Here is a 19,036-nt window from a genome sequence, read left to right as displayed (position 1 = left end):
GATGCAGGCAAATTGGAGCTTAATTCTTAATGTCCTGTTGTTAATTGGCGTTATTGTAGCAATTGGGCGCTTAATGAAAGCTCGAAGACAGAGCTTAAATCCAGAACGTTATCAACCTAGTCTGGGAACATCAGGAAAAAGTTCAGATAACACACAGAATTATAATGATGACATTATTGCAGTCCGCAAAATCAATGCCACGGACTTCAATAATGAAATGGGGGTGGATAATGAGGTACAATTAATTAAAACAAATACGGCAAAAACCTCTCAACCCCGTCTGATGCCTCTGGATGATGAAGAGCAGATTGAATTAAAGGTAGAGATGAAGCCGAAATCCGCACCAAAAATAGAGGTAGAGTCTTCAATAAAAATGGATACTCCAACGACCTTAATGATGTTTTTGCTTGCAAAAGAAAACAGGCAATTTGCAGGATATGAGTTATTACAAACTGTTTTGGCGGCTGGGTTACGTTTTGGTGAAGGGAGTTTATTTCATCGTCATCAATTTCCTAACGGCCAAGGTCCAGTTTTGTGCAGTTTAGCTGCTGCAACTGCAACGGGAGTTTTTGATTTGCAAAATATTGGTGCTTTTAGTGTGCGTGGCCTTTGTTTATACATGCACTCGTCAAAAAATCCTGGTATCGATATCGAACGATTTGCGGTCATGCTGGAAACTGCACGCCAATTAAGTGAAGGCTTAGATGCTCATTTACTTGACGATCAGCGTAAGCCATTAACGGAAGAGCGTATTGCTCGTTATCATTGCCTGTTGCACATTAATCCATCTCATATTGAGTCCGCTACAGTATAAATGTATCAATCATGGAGCAGCATACTGCTCCTCGCCCTATGATCATCGCGAGGGATCGCCTCAATAAAGCACTATGTTTTGATGGGAGATTCCTCGCAATGCTCGGGATGACGACAAAAAATTTCGTGCTCTGCTGCCCCGCACACAGGCTGTAATATATGTAGAATAACAATCCAGGCTACTTTTACTGTGGTTACCCTCTTGAACTCTACGCTCAAGTGTTAGTACACTAGACTTTTAGCCAAGCCTTAATATTATGAACCTAAATACTGTTGCCGCATTACTTGCCCAACCCTGTCAGATCAATGCTGAACTTACTGGTATTTGTACTGATAGTCGTGAACTAAAACCAGGAAGTTTATTTATTGCCATAAGGGGTGAACGTTTTGACGGGCATGATTTCATAAAGGATGCAGAAACGCGTGGTGCAGTAGCTGCGGTAGTTAATTCTGTTGTAGAAGGCGTGCACATACCACAATTTGTTGTTCCGGATCCAATACAAGCTTTGGCTAAAATAGCAGCGGCTCATCGACAGGATATTCATTGCCCTGTTATTGCGTTGACGGGATCCAATGGGAAAACCACAACCAAAGAAATGATCGCTTCTATTTTACCTTATCCCTCTCATGCTACTCGAGGGAACTTCAATAATCACATTGGTGCACCATTAAGCGTTTTACAACTGAATAACCAACATAATTATGCAGTTTTTGAATTAGGTGCAAATCATCCTGGTGAAATCGCACATACTGTTGCCATTGTTCATCCTGATGTGACATTAATTAATAACATTGCCCCAGCACATGTAGAAGGTTTTGGTTCTATTGATGGTGTTGCCCGTGCTAAAGGAGAAATACATCAAGGTTTGTCTCTTGCTGGTGTAGCGGTCGTGAATGATGATGATGCATATGCTCATTTTTGGGATGAGATATTGCTTGACAAAAAAGTACTCCGTTTTTCTTTAGATCATACTGCTGATGTTTATGCGCAAGATGTGCAACTAGATGCCTCAGGTTGTGGGCATTTTTCTTTGATCATACCCAATGGACAAGCAGATATTCATTTAAAAGTTCCTGGCCTGCATAATGTTCGTAATGCTCTAGCAGCTGCAGCGTGTTGCCATGCTGTAGGTATTTCCATAAAAGAAATTCAACAGGGATTAAATCGATTTGGTGGTGTGAAAGGACGCTTGACAGTCCTTGAAGGGAAAAATCAATCGATTGTAATCGATGACACTTATAATGCAAATTTACGCTCTGTCTTAGCTGCCTTAGAGGTATTAGCAGAACGCCCAGGGAAAAAGATTTTCGTTTTTGGGGATATGGGTGAGTTGGGTACTTGGGCTACGCAGCATCATCAGGAAGTCGGATTTGCAGCGCGTCGGTTGGGTATTCATCAATTACTCAGCTGTGGCTCTCACAGCAAATTAGCTGCTGAATCATTCGGCGTTGGCGGTGAGCATTTTAATACCCAAGAACAATTAATACAAAGCCTAGTAGAGCAGTTGTCACCAGATACTGTTGTTTTGGTAAAAGGGTCCCGATCCAGTGCAATGGAAAAGATTGTGCAGCAACTAATATAGGTTGAATGATCGTGTGATGCCTGACTCGCTTGACAATAAGTAATTAGGCTAAAGAATCCAAGAAATTTTTTTTATATGATGCTGAATGGTATGTAGGTTTATGGTATGCTTGGCCGCTTTTTTGGCCCATTATCCTGTTGGGCGTTACTTAACACAAAACCCATAGGGGCCTGTTTATAATTCTACCGCTCGTCAGGCTTGGCGCCAGTCGAATTGTAAGCAAACTTTAATTGGGGTTAACAAGAGGAACAATTATGCTCTACTGGCTAACGCAGCTATTCCAAGGACAGTATCATGCGTTAAGAGTTTTTCAGTACCTAACTTTTAGATCTATTTTAGCTTCATTGACTGCCCTTATTGTGGGGTTAGTTTGTGGTCCTTTGATGATTCGCTGGTTACGTAGTTTGCAGATTGGTCAGATGGTAAGGGATGATGGCCCCCAAACTCATTTATCAAAAGCAGGCACTCCAACCATGGGAGGGGTCTTAATTCTCCTGGCTATAACCGTGAGCTGTTTACTTTGGGGGGATTTACAACAGTCCAGCTTGTGGCTTGTTCTTTTAGTGACTCTCGCAAATGGAGTAGTCGGATGGGTTGATGATTACCGCAAATTAGTATTAAAAAACAGTAAAGGACTACCTGCCCGGTGGAAATATTTTTGGCAGTCAGTTATTGCGCTTATTGCGGTAATTTATTTATACATGCATGCTACCTTACCGGTCCATACTCAATTGACAGTACCTTTTTTTAAATCCTTAACTATAGGTTTAGGTATCCTCTTTCCTCTTCTGGGTTATTTCGTTATTGTTGGAAGTTCCAATGCAGTGAACTTGACCGATGGCCTAGATGGTTTAGCGATTATGCCTATAGTCATGGTTGCTGGTGCCTTGGGTATTTTTGCCTATGCTTCCAGTAACTCAGTTTATGCACCTTACCTTGGAATACCCTATGTTCCTAACACAGGGGAATTAACTATTTTTTGCTCCTCAATTGTTGGCGCAGGTCTTGGCTTTCTTTGGTACAATAGTTACCCGGCACAAGTATTTATGGGGGATGTAGGCTCTTTAGCTTTAGGCGCTGCTTTGGGTATTGTTGCAGTGGTTATCCGGGAAGAATTGGTTTTATTAATGATGGGCGGCTTATTTGTTATTGAGACGATTTCTGTTATTTTACAGGTAGGTTATTTTAAATACACCCATGGTAAACGTTTATTCCGAATGGCACCCTTACATCATCATTTTGAATTAAAAGGATGGTCAGAGCCTAAGATAATTGTCAGATTCTGGATTATCACGGTTGTTTTTGTGTTATGCGGGTTAGCTACTTTAAAACTTCGATAAAAGGATACACTTATGAATCCTCCTTTGTATTTAGTTGCAGGTTTGGGTAAAACAGGAGTATCGGTAGCACGATATTTGCGCAAAAAAAAGAAGCCATTTATTGCTTTTGATACACGTGCTCAAGTTCCAACTGTCGCTGAGTTTACGAAAGAGTTTCCTGATGTCCCTGTTTATACGCAACATATTCCTGATGAAATCATTGTCCAGCTTACAGATATTATTGCAAGTCCCGGCCTACCGTTAGATACTCCCTTTTTAAAAAAAGCCATACAGATGGGGGTGGATGTATATGGTGATATTGAATGTTTGGCTCGAGAGATTGAAGCTCCGGTAATCGCAATTACTGGAACTAATGGAAAATCCACAGTGACTACTCTAGTAGGCGAAATGGCGAAGGCTGCTGGGTATAAGGTTGCTGTAGCCGGAAATATAGGAACCCCTGTTCTTGATATGCTTGATGATGAGCATCAGTATGATTTATGGGTTTTAGAATTATCGAGCTTTCAATTAGACTTAACTTATTCGTTGGCGCCAATTGCTGCGACTATTCTGAATGTGAGCCCTGACCATTTAGACCGCCATCATACTATGGATGCTTATGTCCAAGCCAAACAACGAGTGTACCGACAAGCACAGGTTGCATTATTCAATCGTGATGATCCTTATACTGTTCCAACTAATGAGCTTAACCGTATTTCTTTTGGTGTTGATGTCCCTGAAAAAAACAATTGGGGTTTGATTACGCAAGAAGATAAAATATACTTGGCAAAAGGTGATACTCGCATGTTGGCTGTTGACTCTATATTGATCAAAGGAGTTCACAATTGGCTTAATGCGCTCGCGGCTTCTGCTTTGGCGGATGCGGCAGGTATTTCGCAGCAACACATTACGAGCGTATTGGCCTCATTTGCGGGCTTACCACACCGTTGCCAATGGGTACGAACTCTTGATGGTGTGGATTGGATTAATGATTCAAAAGGGACAAACATTGGTGCAACCATCTCCGCGATTAATGGAATAGGAGGTTCTATGCAAGGAAAAATTGTACTTATTGCAGGTGGTCAAGGAAAGGGGGCTGATTTTAGGGAATTGGCTCAACCTATAGCTGATTATGTACGCTCCATCATTTTAATTGGTGAAGATGCAGATAAGATGGAGGCTGCTTTAGCGAATGTAGTACCGATCGCACGTGCTTCTTCATTGGATAATGCTGTTGAGGTAGCTAAATCAAAGGCAAAACCAGGTGATGTTGTTTTGTTGTCTCCAGCGTGTGCTAGTTTGGATATGTTCCGTGATTTTAATCACCGCGGAGAAACGTTTGCTGCTTTAGTGAATGGATTATAAGCGATGCGGCCTAGACATGTAAATCAAAGGGGAAAACCTGTCAGTCGGCCTATTTCACTTTATGATAAATGGCTAATTAGCGTAGTTATAGGTTTGCTCATCATTGGGTTGATGATGGTCGCTTCCAGTTCGGTGATGATCTCCACTAAATATTTTCATCAACCATTCCATTTCTTAATTCGCCAAGCATGTTATTTATTTGCTGGTTTAATGATTGCCCTGATTGTGATTAGGACAGATAGCAGCGTTTGGGAGCGTATTAGTATGCCAATGCTGTTAATTTGCCTGTTGATGTTGCTTATTGTATTAATTCCAGGAATAGGGCGTTCAGTCAATGGCAGCCGTCGGTGGTTAGCTTTGGGCCCGATAGGCATTCAAGTATCCGAACTTGCAAAACTGACTATGATTTTTTATCTCTCTGGATATTTAGTACGTCAGCAAAAAGCGGTCAGTAACAGCATCTTTGGTTTTATTAAACCGATGGTGATTCTAGGAGTTGTTTCCTTTTTGTTATTACTTGAGCCTGATTTTGGTGCTACAGTGGTGATTTCGGGCACAGTGATGGCCATGCTATTTTTAGCTGGTGTAAAATTACGCTATTATATAGGCTTAATGTGTGTTGTTATGGCCGCACTCGCCTTTTTGGCGGTTTCATCTCCTTATCGAGTGGCTCGCTTAACCGCGTTTTTAGATCCTTGGGCAGATCAGTATAATAGCGGTTATCAACTAACCCAGTCTTTGATTGCATTTGGACGGGGAGGCTGGTTTGGTGCAGGTTTGGGAGAGAGTATTCAGAAACTATTATATTTACCCGAAGCGCATACTGACTTTTTATTTGCTGTTTTAGCTGAAGAGTTGGGCTTAATCGGTATTTTAATGGTTATGGTTTTATACACCATATTAGTCATTAGAGGTTTGACTATTGCATACAATGCCCATGTACAAGAAAGATTATTTGCTTCGTATACTGCTTATGGTTTAACTTTTTGGTTAGGGCTGCAAGCCGCTATTAATATGGGCGTTAACTCGGGTCTACTACCCACAAAAGGGTTAACTTTACCATTAATGAGTTATGGCGGAGCAAGTATGGTTATCAATTGTGTTGTAATTGCGTTATTATTGCGCATCGATCATGAAAATCGTTGGCAAGCTTTGGGATTAGGGCCTGTATCGAAATAAGCCTTACAGTGAGCAACCTCTGCTAATCTGGGCGTTCGCTGTAAGGTTTATTTCACGGCAGGCCATTAGGCCACTGTCAGCATAAGGGGGAGTTTGTGGGTAATTCAGGACAATTTATATCTTCAAGGATGGGCTGTGTAGAACAAATACATTTTGTTGGGATTGGTGGGGTTGGTATGTGCGGTATCGCCGAGGTATTGCATTACCAAGGGTATCGTATTACTGGTTCTGATTTGGGTGAAGGAAGTACGGTACAAAGGTTAAAATCCTTAGGCATTCCCGTTTATATGGGACATAAAGCAGAACATATAAAAGGAGCAGATGTTGTCGTTCGTTCTTCTGCTGTTGGCATGGAGAATCCTGAAATTGTGGCTGCTCGTGAACAAATGATTCCAGTAATCCCACGAGCTGCAATGCTTGCTGAACTGATGCGCTTTCGTCATGGCATTGCAGTAGCTGGTACCCACGGTAAAACGACAACAACAAGTCTTGTCAGTAGTCTCTTGGCGGAAGGAGGCTTAGATCCAAGTTTCGTGATCGGTGGAAAATTAAATAGTCTGGGGATCAATGCACAACTTGGCCAATCCCCATATTTTGTTGTTGAGGCGGATGAAAGTGATGCATCATTTCTATTCTTAAAACCTATGATGGCCATAGTGACAAATATTGATGCAGATCATATGGATAACTATGAGAATGATTTTGATAAATTAAGAACAACTTTCCTTGAGTTTCTGCATCATTTGCCATTTTATGGTTTGGCAGTGGTCTGTATTGATGACCCTGAAGTACGTAAGATCATTCCAGCTATTGAACGGCCTACATTGACCTATGGGTTTGCAGAAGAGGCTCACTACCGTGCGATTGATTGGACGCAAAATGAATTGCTTAGTGAGTTTACTGTAGTACGTCCAGTACCTTATACGGCATTAAAAATTCGATTTCAGTATCCCGGGCGTCACAATGTATTAAATGCCTTGGCTGCCATTGCGATTGCGACACAATTAGGGGTTGACGATGCTTCTATTGTACGTGCTTTGGCAAAATTCCAAGGTGTTGGTCGTCGTTTTCAAATGCTGGGTGAGAAAAGATTTGAAAATGGTTCTGCTCTTGTCGTTGACGATTATGGCCACCATCCTCAAGAAATTCTATCAACTATCGATGCTTTTCGACATGTTTGGCCGAACAAGCGACTCGTGCATGTATTTCAACCACATCGTTATACAAGAACCCAATCATTACAAGAGCAATTTGTGGATGTATTGAGTCTTGCTGATGAATTGTTTTTATTCGATATCTACTCTGCAGGAGAAGCTGAGATTCCTGGGGTAACCAGTGAGACTCTGGCACAAAAAATTAGAAATAAAGATAAAAAAGTAACTCTTGTGAATGAGGAATCGCTTAAGGAACAGCTGAATCACTTAATTAAAGATGGTGATGTGATCTTGATGCAAGGTGCTGGGAGTATTGGTCAAATTGCTGTGAACCTGATGAAAGAATTGTGAGAGCAACATGAGTCCAACTGAGAATGGTTGTAACCTTGATGATGAAATTCAGGGCACTTTGCTTTATAATGAGCCTTTGGCTGAGTACACTACCTGGCGTGTAGGAGGTCCTGCTTCCAAGCTTTATAAACCTAAAAGTATTGCTGATTTGGCTTTATTTCTGCGTAAGCTTCCGGCGGCGGAACCCATACTGTGGTTAGGATTAGGTTCCAATTCTTTGATCCGCGACGGTGGATTTTTAGGAACAGTGATTCTTACCCAAGGATGCTTGAAAGAAATGGTTCTTCTAGATCCACAGACCGTTAAAGTTGACGCAGGGGTATCTTGTGCAAGCATGGCGCGTTTTTGCGCGCGAAATGATTTAGCTGGTGGAGAGTTTTGGGCAGGAATTCCCGGAACCATGGGCGGAGCTTTGCGCATGAATGCCGGTTGTCATGGTGGCGAAACTTGGCAGACCGTAGTTGAGTTGCAAACCATGAACCGAAAAGGAGAAATAATAACGCGTAAGCCGGAAGAATATGAAGTGTCTTATCGCCATGTTTCAGGACCTCCTGAAGAATGGTTTATTTCCGCTACATTTAAGCTAAATCCTGGGAAGAAAGAAACCTCATTGCAGATTATAAAGGAGTTGTTGGAGCGTCGAACCAATACACAGCCAACCAATGAATACAATTGTGGATCAGTGTTTCGAAATCCAGAAGGAAATTTTGCAGCTCGGCTAATTGAATCCTGCGGGTTAAAAGGGTTCAATATTGGCGGTGCGATGGTTTCTCAAAAACATGCAAATTTTATTATCAATCATCAAGGTTCAGCAACCGCAGCTGATATTGAAGCATTGATTCATTTGGTACAAACTAAAGTTCGTGAGCAGACAACGATTGAGTTGGTGCGCGAAGTTCATATAATCGGAGACCGTTAATGTCGAAGCTTCTCAACCTGGTTCTTCTGTATGGTGGAAAATCTGGAGAGCACGAAATCTCGTTGATTTCAGCTGCATCTGTTCTTGCACATTTAGATGCTGGAAAATATAACATTATTCCTATAGCAATGGATAAAGATGGATTATTTTATCTTCATCAATATCAGGATTTACTTGCTTATAAAGAAAAACTTCCAGTGGTAACGGAGCATGCAACACCTTTAGCAGGTTTATTCATCAATGGTCGGTTCTCTGTTGATGCAGATGTAGTTTTTCCTGTAGTACATGGCCCTTTATATGAAGACGGTTGCTTGCAAGGAATGCTTGAGTTATCAGGTGTTGCTTATGTTGGTTGTGATGTACTTTCTTCATCCATTGGAATGGATAAAGACATGGCAAGACGCATAGTTTGCATCAATGGCTTAAAGTCAGCAGATTACAAGCTTTTGTCTTGGCACAGCTCAGCATCTGAACGACAACACTTTTGTCAGGAGGTTGCAGAAGAGTTTGGATGGCCATTATTTGTCAAACCTTGTGCCATGGGTTCGAGTGTGGGTATCCATAAAGCAAAAAATATGGCTGAACTGCTCGTCGCAGTAGATGATGCTTTACGCTATGACGAAGAGATTTTAGTTGAATCATTTATTCCAGGACGAGAAATTGAGCTCTCAGTTCTTGAGAGTGTTGTCCCTTCAGGAGAACCGAGGGTCAGTATTGCTGGGGAAATACGTGTTAATCATCCGGATGGATTTTATTCTTATTCAGCGAAATATTTAGAGAGCGGACAAACGGATCTGATTATACCTGCTCCGTTGAGTGAAACGTTGTATGAGCAATTAAAAAAGGCGGCTGCAGATATTTTTATCCGCTTAAAATGTAAGGGTATGGCGCGTGTAGATTTTTTTGTGAATGACAAGGACGAAATCATTTATTTTAATGAAGTAAACACCTTACCAGGTTTTACTTCAATTAGTATGTATCCAAAGCTATGGCAGGCGAGTGGTTTATCCTATCCTGAATTATTGGATGAATTGATTCGCATTGCGATGGTACATCAACATTGCCGCCAACATTTAGTAACCAATTATCTGTGAGAGCCATGAATAAAAATAGGGACGTTGACTCTGGAAATTTGCGTTATATCTCTTGGTTATTGGTATTAAGTTTAAGTGCCGTGTTCTTAGCTTTTCGACTGGGCTATTACTATTTATCTGATGCGGAACGGTTTCCAATTACTACAATCAAAGTAGCCGCAAATTACGAGCATGTAACCCACAAAGAGCTGGAAGCGGTATTAGGAAAATATTTAAGCGCCAGTTTTTTTTACTATATCAGTAAGTGGATTACAGAAAGAGTTAAACGAAATGAACTGGATAGATACTGCAACCGTGGAGCGCGTTTGGCCAGATACATTGAAAATAAGACTTGTTGAAAAAAAACCAGTTGCAATTTGGGATAATGCATTGATGACTGAGGACGGAAGATTATTTAATGAGGGCGCCGTTCCAGCGGGTTTAAACATCCCTCAATTAAAAGGACCTCCATCTCAACAAGCAGAAGTCTTACAAGTTTACGAAAAATTGAGTAAGATATTATCAATGTATGGGGTAAACGCTACTGGACTGCATTTACGAGAAAACCAATCCTGGGTATTGCTTTTAAGCAATGATATAAAAATATATTTAGGAAAGAAAGAGTTAGAGGAACGATTGCTGCGTTTTTGTAAAGCATACCCTGCAGTGTTTGCTGAAAAAATTGAGCAATTGTCTAGCGTGGATCTGCGTTATCCACGTGGTATGGCAGTGCAGTGGAAACAACAAACGGAACGATAATGGCAAAAAAAATAGAAAAAGATATTATCACTGGATTGGACATTGGAACTTCAAAAATAATTGCATTAATTGGAGAAGTGACATCTGATGGCGCAATAGAAATTATTGGCATAGGTCGTCATCCTTCGCGCGGTCTAAAACGTGGGGTTGTGGTTGATATAGAGGCTACTGTGAATTCCATCCAACGCGCTGTTCAAGAAGCGGAACTTATGGCTGGATGTGAGGTGAGGACTGTTTATGCAGGTATTGCTGGCAGTCATATTCGCAGCCTAAATTCGCACGGAATTGTTGCTATACGTGATAAAGAAGTATCACAAGCTGACGTCGAACGTGTTATTGATGCAGCTAAAGCCGTAGCGATACCTGCGGATCAAAAAATTCTGCATGTCTTGCCTCAGGAATTTATTATCGATCACCAAGGCAGTATTCGCGAACCTATAGGTATGGCGGGAGTACGTCTTGAATCTCGTGTGCATATTGTTACTGGCTCTGTAAGTGCTGCACAAAATATTGTGAAATGTGTGCGTCGTTGTGGTTTAGAGGTGAATGATATTATTCTTGAACAATTGGCTTCCAGTCATGCAGTTTTAACTGAAGATGAAAAAGATTTGGGCGTTTGTCTGATTGATATTGGTGGTGGTACTACGGATATTGCTGTATTTTGCGAAGGAGCAATTCAACATACAGCCGTCATTCCTATCGCAGGGGATCAAGTGACTAATGATATCGCTATGGCTCTGCGTACGCCTACAAAAGCAGCTGAATCGATTAAATTGAATCACGCATGTGCATTAACTGAGTTAGCTAATCCAGATCATATGTTGGAAGTTGCCAGTGTTAATGACAGACCTGGAAGAAAAATATCAGCTAAAGCTTTATCCGATGTGGTTGCGGCACGCTATGAAGAACTATTTACCTTAGTACGTAATGAATTACGACGAAGTGGTTTTGAAGACAGAATGGCTGCGGGTATTGTTTTAACTGGTGGTGCTTCCAATGTTAAAGGAGGTATCGAACTTGCAGAGCTTTGTTTTGAGATGCCAGTAAGAAAAGGGTGTGCTCATTATGTATCTGGATTGGCTGAAGCCACTGAAAATCCTTCATTTGCTACAGGTGTAGGTCTGTTGTTGCGAGGTTATCAACAACAATATGAATCAAACTACAATGTACCAAAAATGAATGATAACACCCAAAGTTTGTGGGCACGTATGAAAGAATGGTTCCAGGGTAATTTTTAGGATTACAAATAACGTTTAAAACGAAAACCGGTAATTGATTATTTAAGGTTATACTGCCGGTTTTTTGTAAAAGAATAGTAACCATTCACCCTATTTAAAAACTAGGTGATTAGTTACAAAAGAATAAACATGTGAGGGGAGCAGGGTTATGTTTGAATTAATGGAAGGCCAACAGCATGGTAATAATGCAGTAATTAAGGTCGTTGGTGTTGGCGGCGGTGGTGGTAATGCTGTTGAACATATGGTTGCTGAAAATATTGATGGAGTAGAGTTTATTTGTGCTAATACCGATGCTCAAGCATTGAGAGGCTCAAATGCAAAAATACACATTCAATTAGGTGATGAGCTGACTAAAGGTTTAGGTGCTGGTGCAAACCCACAAATAGGTCGCGAAGCAGCAGAAGAAGATAGAGATCATATTCGAGAAATTTTAAGTGGTGCAGATATGGTATTCATTACCGCAGGAATGGGTGGTGGAACCGGAACCGGTGCTGCCCCGGTTTTTGCGGAAATTGCCAAAGAATTAGGTATCTTAACTGTAGCTGTTGTGACTAAACCCTTCTCATTTGAAGGCAAACAAAGAGCATTGGCAGCTGAGGAAGGAATTCGTCGCTTAGCGGAACATGTTGATTCATTAATCACTATTCCTAACAATAAATTACTCAGTGTCTTAGGTAAGAACATTAGTTTACTCAACGCATTTAAAGCGGCGAATAATGTTTTACTTGGCGCAGTAAAAGGTATTTCTGATTTAATTACTCGCCCAGGGTTGATCAATGTGGATTTTGCTGACGTACGTACGGTGATGTCAGAAATGGGTATGGCTATGATGGGTACCGGAAGCGCTGTAGGTGAACAAAGAGCACGCCAAGCTGCTGAAGCCGCAATTGCTTCTCCTTTACTAGAAGATGTGAATTTTTCTGGTGCTCGCGGAATCCTCGTGAATATCACTGCTGGCTTGGATATGTCAATCGGTGAATTTGAGGAAGTTGGCGATGTAGTCAAAGAGTTTATTTCTGATGATGCCACTGTAGTAGTTGGAACAGTAATCGATCCTGAAATGACCGATGAAATGCGTGTCACCGTGATTGTGACTGGTTTGGGGGATGCAAGACAGCGTCATCAGCAAATGCAGCCACAACAATCTCATCGTGCACGTTTAATCGAAACAACACGTAGTGATGGTTCTTTGGACTATCAGCAACTAGATAGACCAGCCGTTGTGCGTAAGGCCCAATCAAGTATGTCTTCTGGGGTAAAACAACAAGGTGACAGTGTTCCCGATGTGGATTATCTGGATATTCCTGCGTTTTTACGTCGGCAAGAAGAGGCATAAATAATTTAACCCTTCATCTGGAGCAGTGCCGATGGAGGGAATTTAAAGTCTATAATACAAAAATAATTAGACTAAATATTAAAATATTGATAGGATCACGAAGTTTTGCGTGCAGAATAAAACAATTAAAAAGAATGATATTATGAGGAACAAGGTGAGCACTGAATGACAAATCAAAGAACTCCTAAAAAGGTGATCCAGGCAACTGGGGTAGGATTGCATTCCGGTGAAAAAGTGCTTTTAACCTTGAGACCTGCTCCTGTAAATACAGGCATTGTTTTTAGACGCGTAGACCTTTCACCTGTAGTGGAAATATTAGCATCTTATGAGAATGTTGGTGATACAATGTTATGTACCACCTTACATCATGGACCAGTTAAAATTGCAACTGTGGAACATTTACTTTCCGCCTTAGCTGGTTTGGGAATTGACAATGCTTATATTGATGTCAATGCTCCTGAATTACCTATTATGGATGGTAGTGCTGCTCCCTTTGTTTTCCTGATTCAATCAGCAGGGATACGTGAACAAAATGCACCTAAAAAATACATACGTATTCTTAAGCCTATTCGCGTGGAAGACAATGGGAAATTTGTCCAATTTTATCCATATAACGGCTATAAAATTTCCTTCACTATTGATTTTGATCATCCGGCTTTTAATGATAAGCCACAAACAGTAAGTTTTGATTTTTCTACAACCTCTTATGTGAAAGAGGTATGCCGAGCACGTACATTTGGATTCCTTTCCGATTATGAGAAATTAAGGGAATGCGATTTAGCTAAAGGCGGAAGTTTAGATAATGCCATTGTAGTTGATGACTATCGTGTTCTCAATGATGATGGACTTCGCTTTGAATCCGAATTTGTTTCTCATAAGGTATTGGATGCAATCGGTGATTTGTACCTGTTAGGTTCAAGTTTGATAGGTGCGTTTGAAGGCTACAAATCAGGCCATGAATTAAATAACAGACTATTACGTGAATTAATGGTAAGACAAGACGCCTGGGAATATACTTATTTTGATACGGAAGAATATCTTCCTAAAATGCATACTGAATTTTTTCCTGTCGAAGCCTAACAAGGCAGCCTGGGTGGAGACCAAATCGAAACCCAGGTGAAACAGTAATGGCTTAGCCCCTTAACAGAGAAGTTATATTTGGCATCATCTGCCCTCAAATCCAACCGTTCGAGTAAACATTAACCTGGCGCTTGGCTTTTGCAGAAAACAAAGCCACATTAAGACTCATGATAATATCGCGCAACTCCCTTTCCTAGTTATGATTTTGTCTCCATCTGTGCTACATTTTATTCTCATTCTTAATGAATTAACATAAAGATTGGCAAAGGAGCGTTGTGGCATGAAACTTAATATGGGCCTTTTTACTTTTGCTTTGTTGTGCAGTTCATCAATATATCCTGTAGGTACAGAACCACAAAAAACTACTGCTGAAGACGCAGTTCACATCAATTGGTTGGATACTAATATTTCGCCAGCAAAGAATTTTTATTCTTATGCTAATGGTAACTGGCAAAAAAACAATCCAATTCCAGCTGACTATTCAAGTTGGGGAAGCTTTAACATCATTAGTGAAAGAGTCCAAAATATCATTCATCAAATGTTAATCAAAGCCTCAGAAAATACCAAAGCCAAACCAGGCAGCATAGAACAAAAAGTGGGTGATTTTTATTATAGTGGGATGGATGAACAGAGTATTAATCAATTGGGTATTAAACCTCTCCAGCCGGAGTTCGATCGCATTAGCCAATTAAACAGTTTAACCGATCTGCAAAATGAAATAGCGCACTTGCATCAAATTGGTGTCGATGTATTTTTCAATTTTGGGAGCATGCAAGATTTTAAAAACAGTGAAAAGATGATTGGTGCAGCTACACAAGGTGGACTAGGTTTGCCTGACCGTGATTATTATTTAAAAGAAGATGCTAAGTTTAAACTAATTCGTGAAGCCTATGTCAACCACATTGCCAAGATGTTTGAATTATTAGGTGATGCTCCTGATAAAGCAGCAATGGAAGCCAATACAGTGATGAAATTAGAAACGCAAATGGCTAAGGTTTCTATGTCGCAAGTAGATCAACGTGATCCCCATGCGATTTATCATATTATGGATAGAGCACAACTCAGCAAAATAACCCCCGATTTTTCATGGCCCGCCTATTTTTCAACAATGGGACAAGCTCAGATTAAAAGCATTAATCTAGCAATGCCAGAATTTTTTAAGGATATGAATACCCAATTAAAAACGATTTCTCTAGATGATTGGAAAATTTATCTTCGTTGGCATTTAATCGATGCATTTGCTGCCTACTTATCAAAACCTTTTGTCGATCAAAATTTTAAAATGGTCGCTGTTTTGACAGGTGCTGAGAAAATATTGCCTCGATGGAAAAGAGTAGTTAGTACAGAAAATAGTGCATTAGGTTTTGCTATAGGTAAAATGTATGTGGCTCGGTATTTTTCTCCAGAAGACAAGAAACAAGCTTTAGATATTCTCAAAAATATTCGCGAAGTTTTACGTGAAGATATAAGTACCTTATCTTGGATGACCCCCGCTACTCGGAAAGCCGCATTGAAAAAACTCGATCTGATGGAAGAGCGTGTTGGCTATCCTTCCAAATGGTGGGACTATTCCAAATTGGAAGTAAACAGAGGTCCCTATGTATTGAATGTGATTAAAGCCAATGAGTTTTTAACTCAGCGTGATCTAAATAAAATTGGTAAACCTATAGATAGAACAGAGTGGGTCATGACGCCACAAACTATTAATGCATATTATGACCCCTCAATGAATAATTTAAATATTCCGGCAGGAATTCTCCAGTCGCCGTTTTTTGATCCTAAAGCACCTGCAGCAATAAATTATGGAGCAATTGGTTTTGTCATGGGACATGAAATGACCCATGGTTTTGATGATCAAGGGGCACAATTTGATGGGCATGGTAATTTGAAAAATTGGTGGACTCCGAGTGATTTAGAAAAATTCAAAAAAGCAACCCAATGCATTGTAAATCAATTTTCACAATATGTTGTGGATGACAATTTGCATGTACAAGGAAAACTGGTTGTAGGAGAGGCTACTGCTGATTTAGGAGGTATTACACTAGCCTATAGAGCTTTTAAGCATTCAAAAGAATATAAAAATGCACCTACGATTCATGGTTTGACACCAGATCAACAGTTTTTTATCGCAACAGCACATGTATGGGCCATGAATATTCGTCCCCAACAACTACGTAATCAAGTAACTACGGATCCTCATCCACCCGCAAAATATAGAGTAAATGGAAGCTTGGCTAATATGCCTCAATTTGAGGAAGCTTTTCATATCCCCAATGATAGTCCAATGGTGAATAAAAATCGTTGTGTGATTTGGTAAATCTTAATATCGCTCATCCTGAATTTTCAGGATGAGTCTAAGCTGATGATTTAATTGAACTTAAGAATTTGCAACAAGCAAGAAAATAATAATTAAATTGCTTCCATTGTGAACATTGGTTAGACTGTCTGCACCGTTTTTATTTGTAACTAATTGTGGAGATAATGATGACTAAAGAAGAAATGATCTGTCGTATTGTGCGTTATGTAACACAAAAACCAAGTACTAAAAAAGCGTGTTGTGGATGAACCTTGTTGATTTATTGAATTTGCTTGAGTATAAAAATCAGGTAGTAGTAGATTATTTTTGCCATCATCATCCTGAGTTTTCTGAGCAAGAAGGTAAGGTCTTATTTACCGATTTAATCGCATGGATGTGGTTGAATGCGCAAAGAGCAAAACAAGACAAGAAGACCTATCTTTTTGGCCCATTACTTATTCTTGATGAAGTATGGCATGCATTTATTCTTCATACACGAGACTATGTTGATTTTTCTCTGCGCTATTTTGGAACTTATTTTCACCATGATGTAGAACCTCCTGGTCAAGAACATATGATTGAAGAAGAGGAGTTAACTGATTATTTAAACGACTGCTTTGCATACCTTGGTTCAGAGTGGGTAGCCCGGCGTTTTGCAACAGCGCTCACAGAAACAAACCCATAGATTTTTAGAGCCTTTGGTCAACGAAGCGGAGACCGGGAAAACTTTGACTTTCATTAACCCTGGGGTTCGCCTTGCTGCACCCAGGCTTATTATTCACTATCAGCTAAATGCAATAAAGCTTTTTGCAAAGGTTCATAATTACACTGTTGGCTTTCACTAATAATAATTTCTTTCGCTTTTTCAGATAATACATGCTTTGAAGTGGGGGTTGGCTTTTCATATTGAGTGATTGATTCAATAACAGCTATTTTAATCGAAGAAAGTTGATACATGCCTCCCTCTTTGCGTAATTTATCGCGCAATTCAGGAATAGCGTAACGTAATTGGGATGCCCAGGCCGCATCAGTAGTTGTTAATAGCAAACAACCTTTATTAAAACTCCCAACATGACATGCATTTGCTAAGGAATCAGGAAGCATTTGCCTGACTTTATCTGAAAGCTCTTCTAATTGAACAGAGCGTTGACATATGTCGGCGAGTTGTTTGTTAAGGCAACGGTTGATGGAACGCATTTTTTATTTTTATGAAAAATATGGACTAAACGTTAGTATATACTTCGAGCAAAGTATAGAATAGCAAATTTGAGTTAAATACAATATTATAATTTTTTAGTAGACCATTTAGTATTATAGGTGAATCAATGTTCGAGAAGCCATACGATAATAATGTTATTTTTTTTACCCGAATGCATTGGATAATATTTTTGTACCCATTCCTATGTTTATGTGCTGCTTTGGCAATTGTTTATTATGTAGAGGTAGATTTCATTCGTAAGATTGGATATGGTTTGGCTGCCTTAGCCTTATTATGGGTTGGGATGACATGGATGACCTATTATTTTTCTTCCATTACCATTAAGCGAAATCAAGTGATTATTCGCACTGGAGTTATTGTAAGGCAAACAATCGATATCCCATTAAGCAAAATTGAAGCAATCGACATCCGCCAATCAATCTTGGGAAGCATTTTAAGTTATGGCATGGTATCTATTACAGGTACTGGCGGTACGCGTCGCATCATTAATTTTTTACATAACCCATTGACTTGCAGGCGTTATATTGAGCAACTTCTGGGTGAGATGCATCGAAATGATTAGCCTTAATTAGAGTTTTATTGATTTCGGAATATTTATGGTTTAAAAATAACGCCGGTATATTTTTAAATAAGTTCCATCATTTTCCAATTCAAGAAGATATTTGTTAATAGTGGCAATAAGCGCATCATTATTTTTATTCGCCATAATACCATATCCGGCCCCCATGGGCTCGCCAACTGATTTCAAAAGGTCACTGCTATTAGCAGTCCAATATTCAACTGCGCCACTATCAAGCAAAACGGCATCGACATGATTGTCATCAAGGGCTTGTAATACGTCTGCCAAAGTATCATATTCCTTAACTTGAACTGCATCACCAAATTGTGAAGCAATCCAGGCTTTAAAAATGGTTCCCCTTTCTATGCCGACGGATTTTCCCTGAATATCTCTAATCGTTTTAATTGGACTTGAGCTTTTCGTTGCATATTGGCCTCCGCCTATAAGATAGGGAAGACTGAAAAGAAAAGCTTTTTGTCGATCCGGGGTTATCGCGATTGTTCCTACGGCCAAGTCAATCTGGTTACTTTGCATTTCATTAAATAAATCATTGAAGTTAAAAATTTTGAAATGACAGTCAAGTTCGGCGCGTTGGCAAATTTCCCTCATCAGATCAATTTCAAAGCCATAAAAATGAGCTTTATCTTTTACGGCGATTTCAAAGGGTGGACCATAGTCTGATGTGCCAATGAGAATTGATTGAGCAAGCAGATGAAAAGAGCACAAAGAGCACACCCAAAATAATATAATAGGCATCAGATTTCCTTATCTATTTATTATTTATTTTAGTCTA

General features: G+C 40.0%; 16 protein-coding genes and 1 pseudogene. 15 read left to right on the top strand and 2 right to left on the bottom strand.

What is annotated here, in order from left to right:
- Position 1 precedes the first annotated feature (1 nt).
- From EL022_RS15965 to EL022_RS15905, 14 genes and pseudogenes are all read left to right on the top strand, one after another.
- Positions 2 to 814: a cell division protein ZipA C-terminal FtsZ-binding domain-containing protein gene (locus EL022_RS15965; protein ID WP_028380950.1), complete on the top strand. Its 813-nt coding sequence runs from the start codon at positions 2 to 4 to the stop codon at positions 812 to 814.
- A gap of 256 nt (positions 815 to 1,070) precedes the next feature.
- A complete protein-coding gene (locus tag EL022_RS15960) occupies positions 1,071 to 2,396 on the top strand; it encodes a UDP-N-acetylmuramoyl-tripeptide--D-alanyl-D-alanine ligase (RefSeq protein ID WP_028380951.1) in 1,326 nt (441 codons plus the stop codon).
- Positions 2,397 to 2,650: 254 nt separating this feature from the next.
- Positions 2,651 to 3,736, top strand: a complete 1,086-nt coding sequence (mraY, locus tag EL022_RS15955; protein ID WP_028380952.1) for a phospho-N-acetylmuramoyl-pentapeptide-transferase — start codon at positions 2,651 to 2,653, stop codon at positions 3,734 to 3,736.
- Between the two features lie 12 nt (positions 3,737 to 3,748).
- Positions 3,749 to 5,080, top strand: a complete 1,332-nt coding sequence (gene murD / locus EL022_RS16135; protein ID WP_028380953.1) for a UDP-N-acetylmuramoyl-L-alanine--D-glutamate ligase — start codon at positions 3,749 to 3,751, stop codon at positions 5,078 to 5,080.
- A 3-nt stretch (positions 5,081 to 5,083) separates the two neighbouring features.
- A complete protein-coding gene (ftsW, locus tag EL022_RS16130; RefSeq protein ID WP_028380954.1) occupies positions 5,084 to 6,259 on the top strand; it encodes a putative lipid II flippase FtsW in 1,176 nt (391 codons plus the stop codon).
- Positions 6,260 to 6,354: 95 nt separating this feature from the next.
- Positions 6,355 to 7,764: a UDP-N-acetylmuramate--L-alanine ligase gene (gene murC, locus EL022_RS15945; protein WP_028380955.1), complete on the top strand. Its 1,410-nt coding sequence runs from the start codon at positions 6,355 to 6,357 to the stop codon at positions 7,762 to 7,764.
- A 7-nt stretch (positions 7,765 to 7,771) separates the two neighbouring features.
- The gene (murB, locus tag EL022_RS15940; protein ID WP_028380956.1) at positions 7,772 to 8,683 is read left to right on the top strand and encodes a UDP-N-acetylmuramate dehydrogenase; all 912 of its coding nucleotides are present in this window, start codon (positions 7,772 to 7,774) and stop codon (positions 8,681 to 8,683) included.
- On the top strand, positions 8,683 to 9,777 hold the full coding sequence (locus EL022_RS15935) for a D-alanine--D-alanine ligase family protein (protein WP_028380957.1): 1,095 nt from the start codon (positions 8,683 to 8,685) through the stop codon (positions 9,775 to 9,777). The genes murB and EL022_RS15935 overlap by 1 nt, the downstream gene beginning before the upstream one ends.
- A 5-nt stretch (positions 9,778 to 9,782) precedes the next feature.
- Positions 9,783 to 10,515 (top strand): annotated as a pseudogene (locus EL022_RS15930) (cell division protein FtsQ/DivIB).
- The gene (ftsA, locus tag EL022_RS15925; RefSeq protein WP_028380959.1) at positions 10,515 to 11,753 is read left to right on the top strand and encodes a cell division protein FtsA; all 1,239 of its coding nucleotides are present in this window, start codon (positions 10,515 to 10,517) and stop codon (positions 11,751 to 11,753) included. Before EL022_RS15930 ends, ftsA begins: the two are co-directional and overlap by 1 nt.
- 148 nt (positions 11,754 to 11,901) lie before the next feature.
- Positions 11,902 to 13,089, top strand: a complete 1,188-nt coding sequence (ftsZ, locus tag EL022_RS15920; protein ID WP_028380960.1) for a cell division protein FtsZ — start codon at positions 11,902 to 11,904, stop codon at positions 13,087 to 13,089.
- A 165-nt stretch (positions 13,090 to 13,254) separates the two neighbouring features.
- Positions 13,255 to 14,169: a UDP-3-O-acyl-N-acetylglucosamine deacetylase gene (gene lpxC, locus EL022_RS15915; protein WP_028380961.1), complete on the top strand. Its 915-nt coding sequence runs from the start codon at positions 13,255 to 13,257 to the stop codon at positions 14,167 to 14,169.
- A gap of 280 nt (positions 14,170 to 14,449) precedes the next feature.
- Complete coding sequence (locus tag EL022_RS15910; RefSeq protein ID WP_028380962.1) at positions 14,450 to 16,486, top strand: M13 family metallopeptidase; 2,037 nt, start codon at positions 14,450 to 14,452, stop codon at positions 16,484 to 16,486.
- A 244-nt stretch (positions 16,487 to 16,730) separates the two neighbouring features.
- Entirely contained in the window at positions 16,731 to 17,150 is a 420-nt protein-coding gene (locus EL022_RS15905) for a glycine-rich domain-containing protein (protein WP_028380963.1), read from the top strand.
- Positions 17,151 to 17,239: 89 nt separating this feature from the next.
- On the opposite strand, the gene EL022_RS15900 is transcribed toward EL022_RS15905, so the two are convergent.
- Positions 17,240 to 17,662 (bottom strand): DciA family protein, encoded by a 423-nt coding sequence (locus EL022_RS15900; protein WP_028380964.1) that lies wholly within the window; start codon positions 17,660 to 17,662, stop codon positions 17,240 to 17,242.
- 128 nt (positions 17,663 to 17,790) lie between these two features.
- Here EL022_RS15900 and EL022_RS15895 point away from each other — a divergent pair, with 128 nt between their 5' ends.
- Positions 17,791 to 18,246: a PH domain-containing protein gene (locus EL022_RS15895; protein WP_028380965.1), complete on the top strand. Its 456-nt coding sequence runs from the start codon at positions 17,791 to 17,793 to the stop codon at positions 18,244 to 18,246.
- A gap of 39 nt (positions 18,247 to 18,285) precedes the next feature.
- Here EL022_RS15895 and EL022_RS15890 read toward each other — a convergent pair whose 3' ends face one another.
- A complete protein-coding gene (locus tag EL022_RS15890) occupies positions 18,286 to 18,999 on the bottom strand; it encodes a transporter substrate-binding domain-containing protein (protein ID WP_028380966.1) in 714 nt (237 codons plus the stop codon).
- Positions 19,000 to 19,036 lie beyond the last annotated feature (37 nt).

Source organism: Legionella cherrii, from assembly GCF_900635815.1.
In the GTDB taxonomy this organism is placed as follows: Bacteria; Pseudomonadota; Gammaproteobacteria; order Legionellales; family Legionellaceae; genus Legionella; species Legionella cherrii.
The sequence above is the reverse complement of the archived record's forward strand: the minus strand, read 5'-3'. Positions and strand labels throughout refer to the sequence as shown.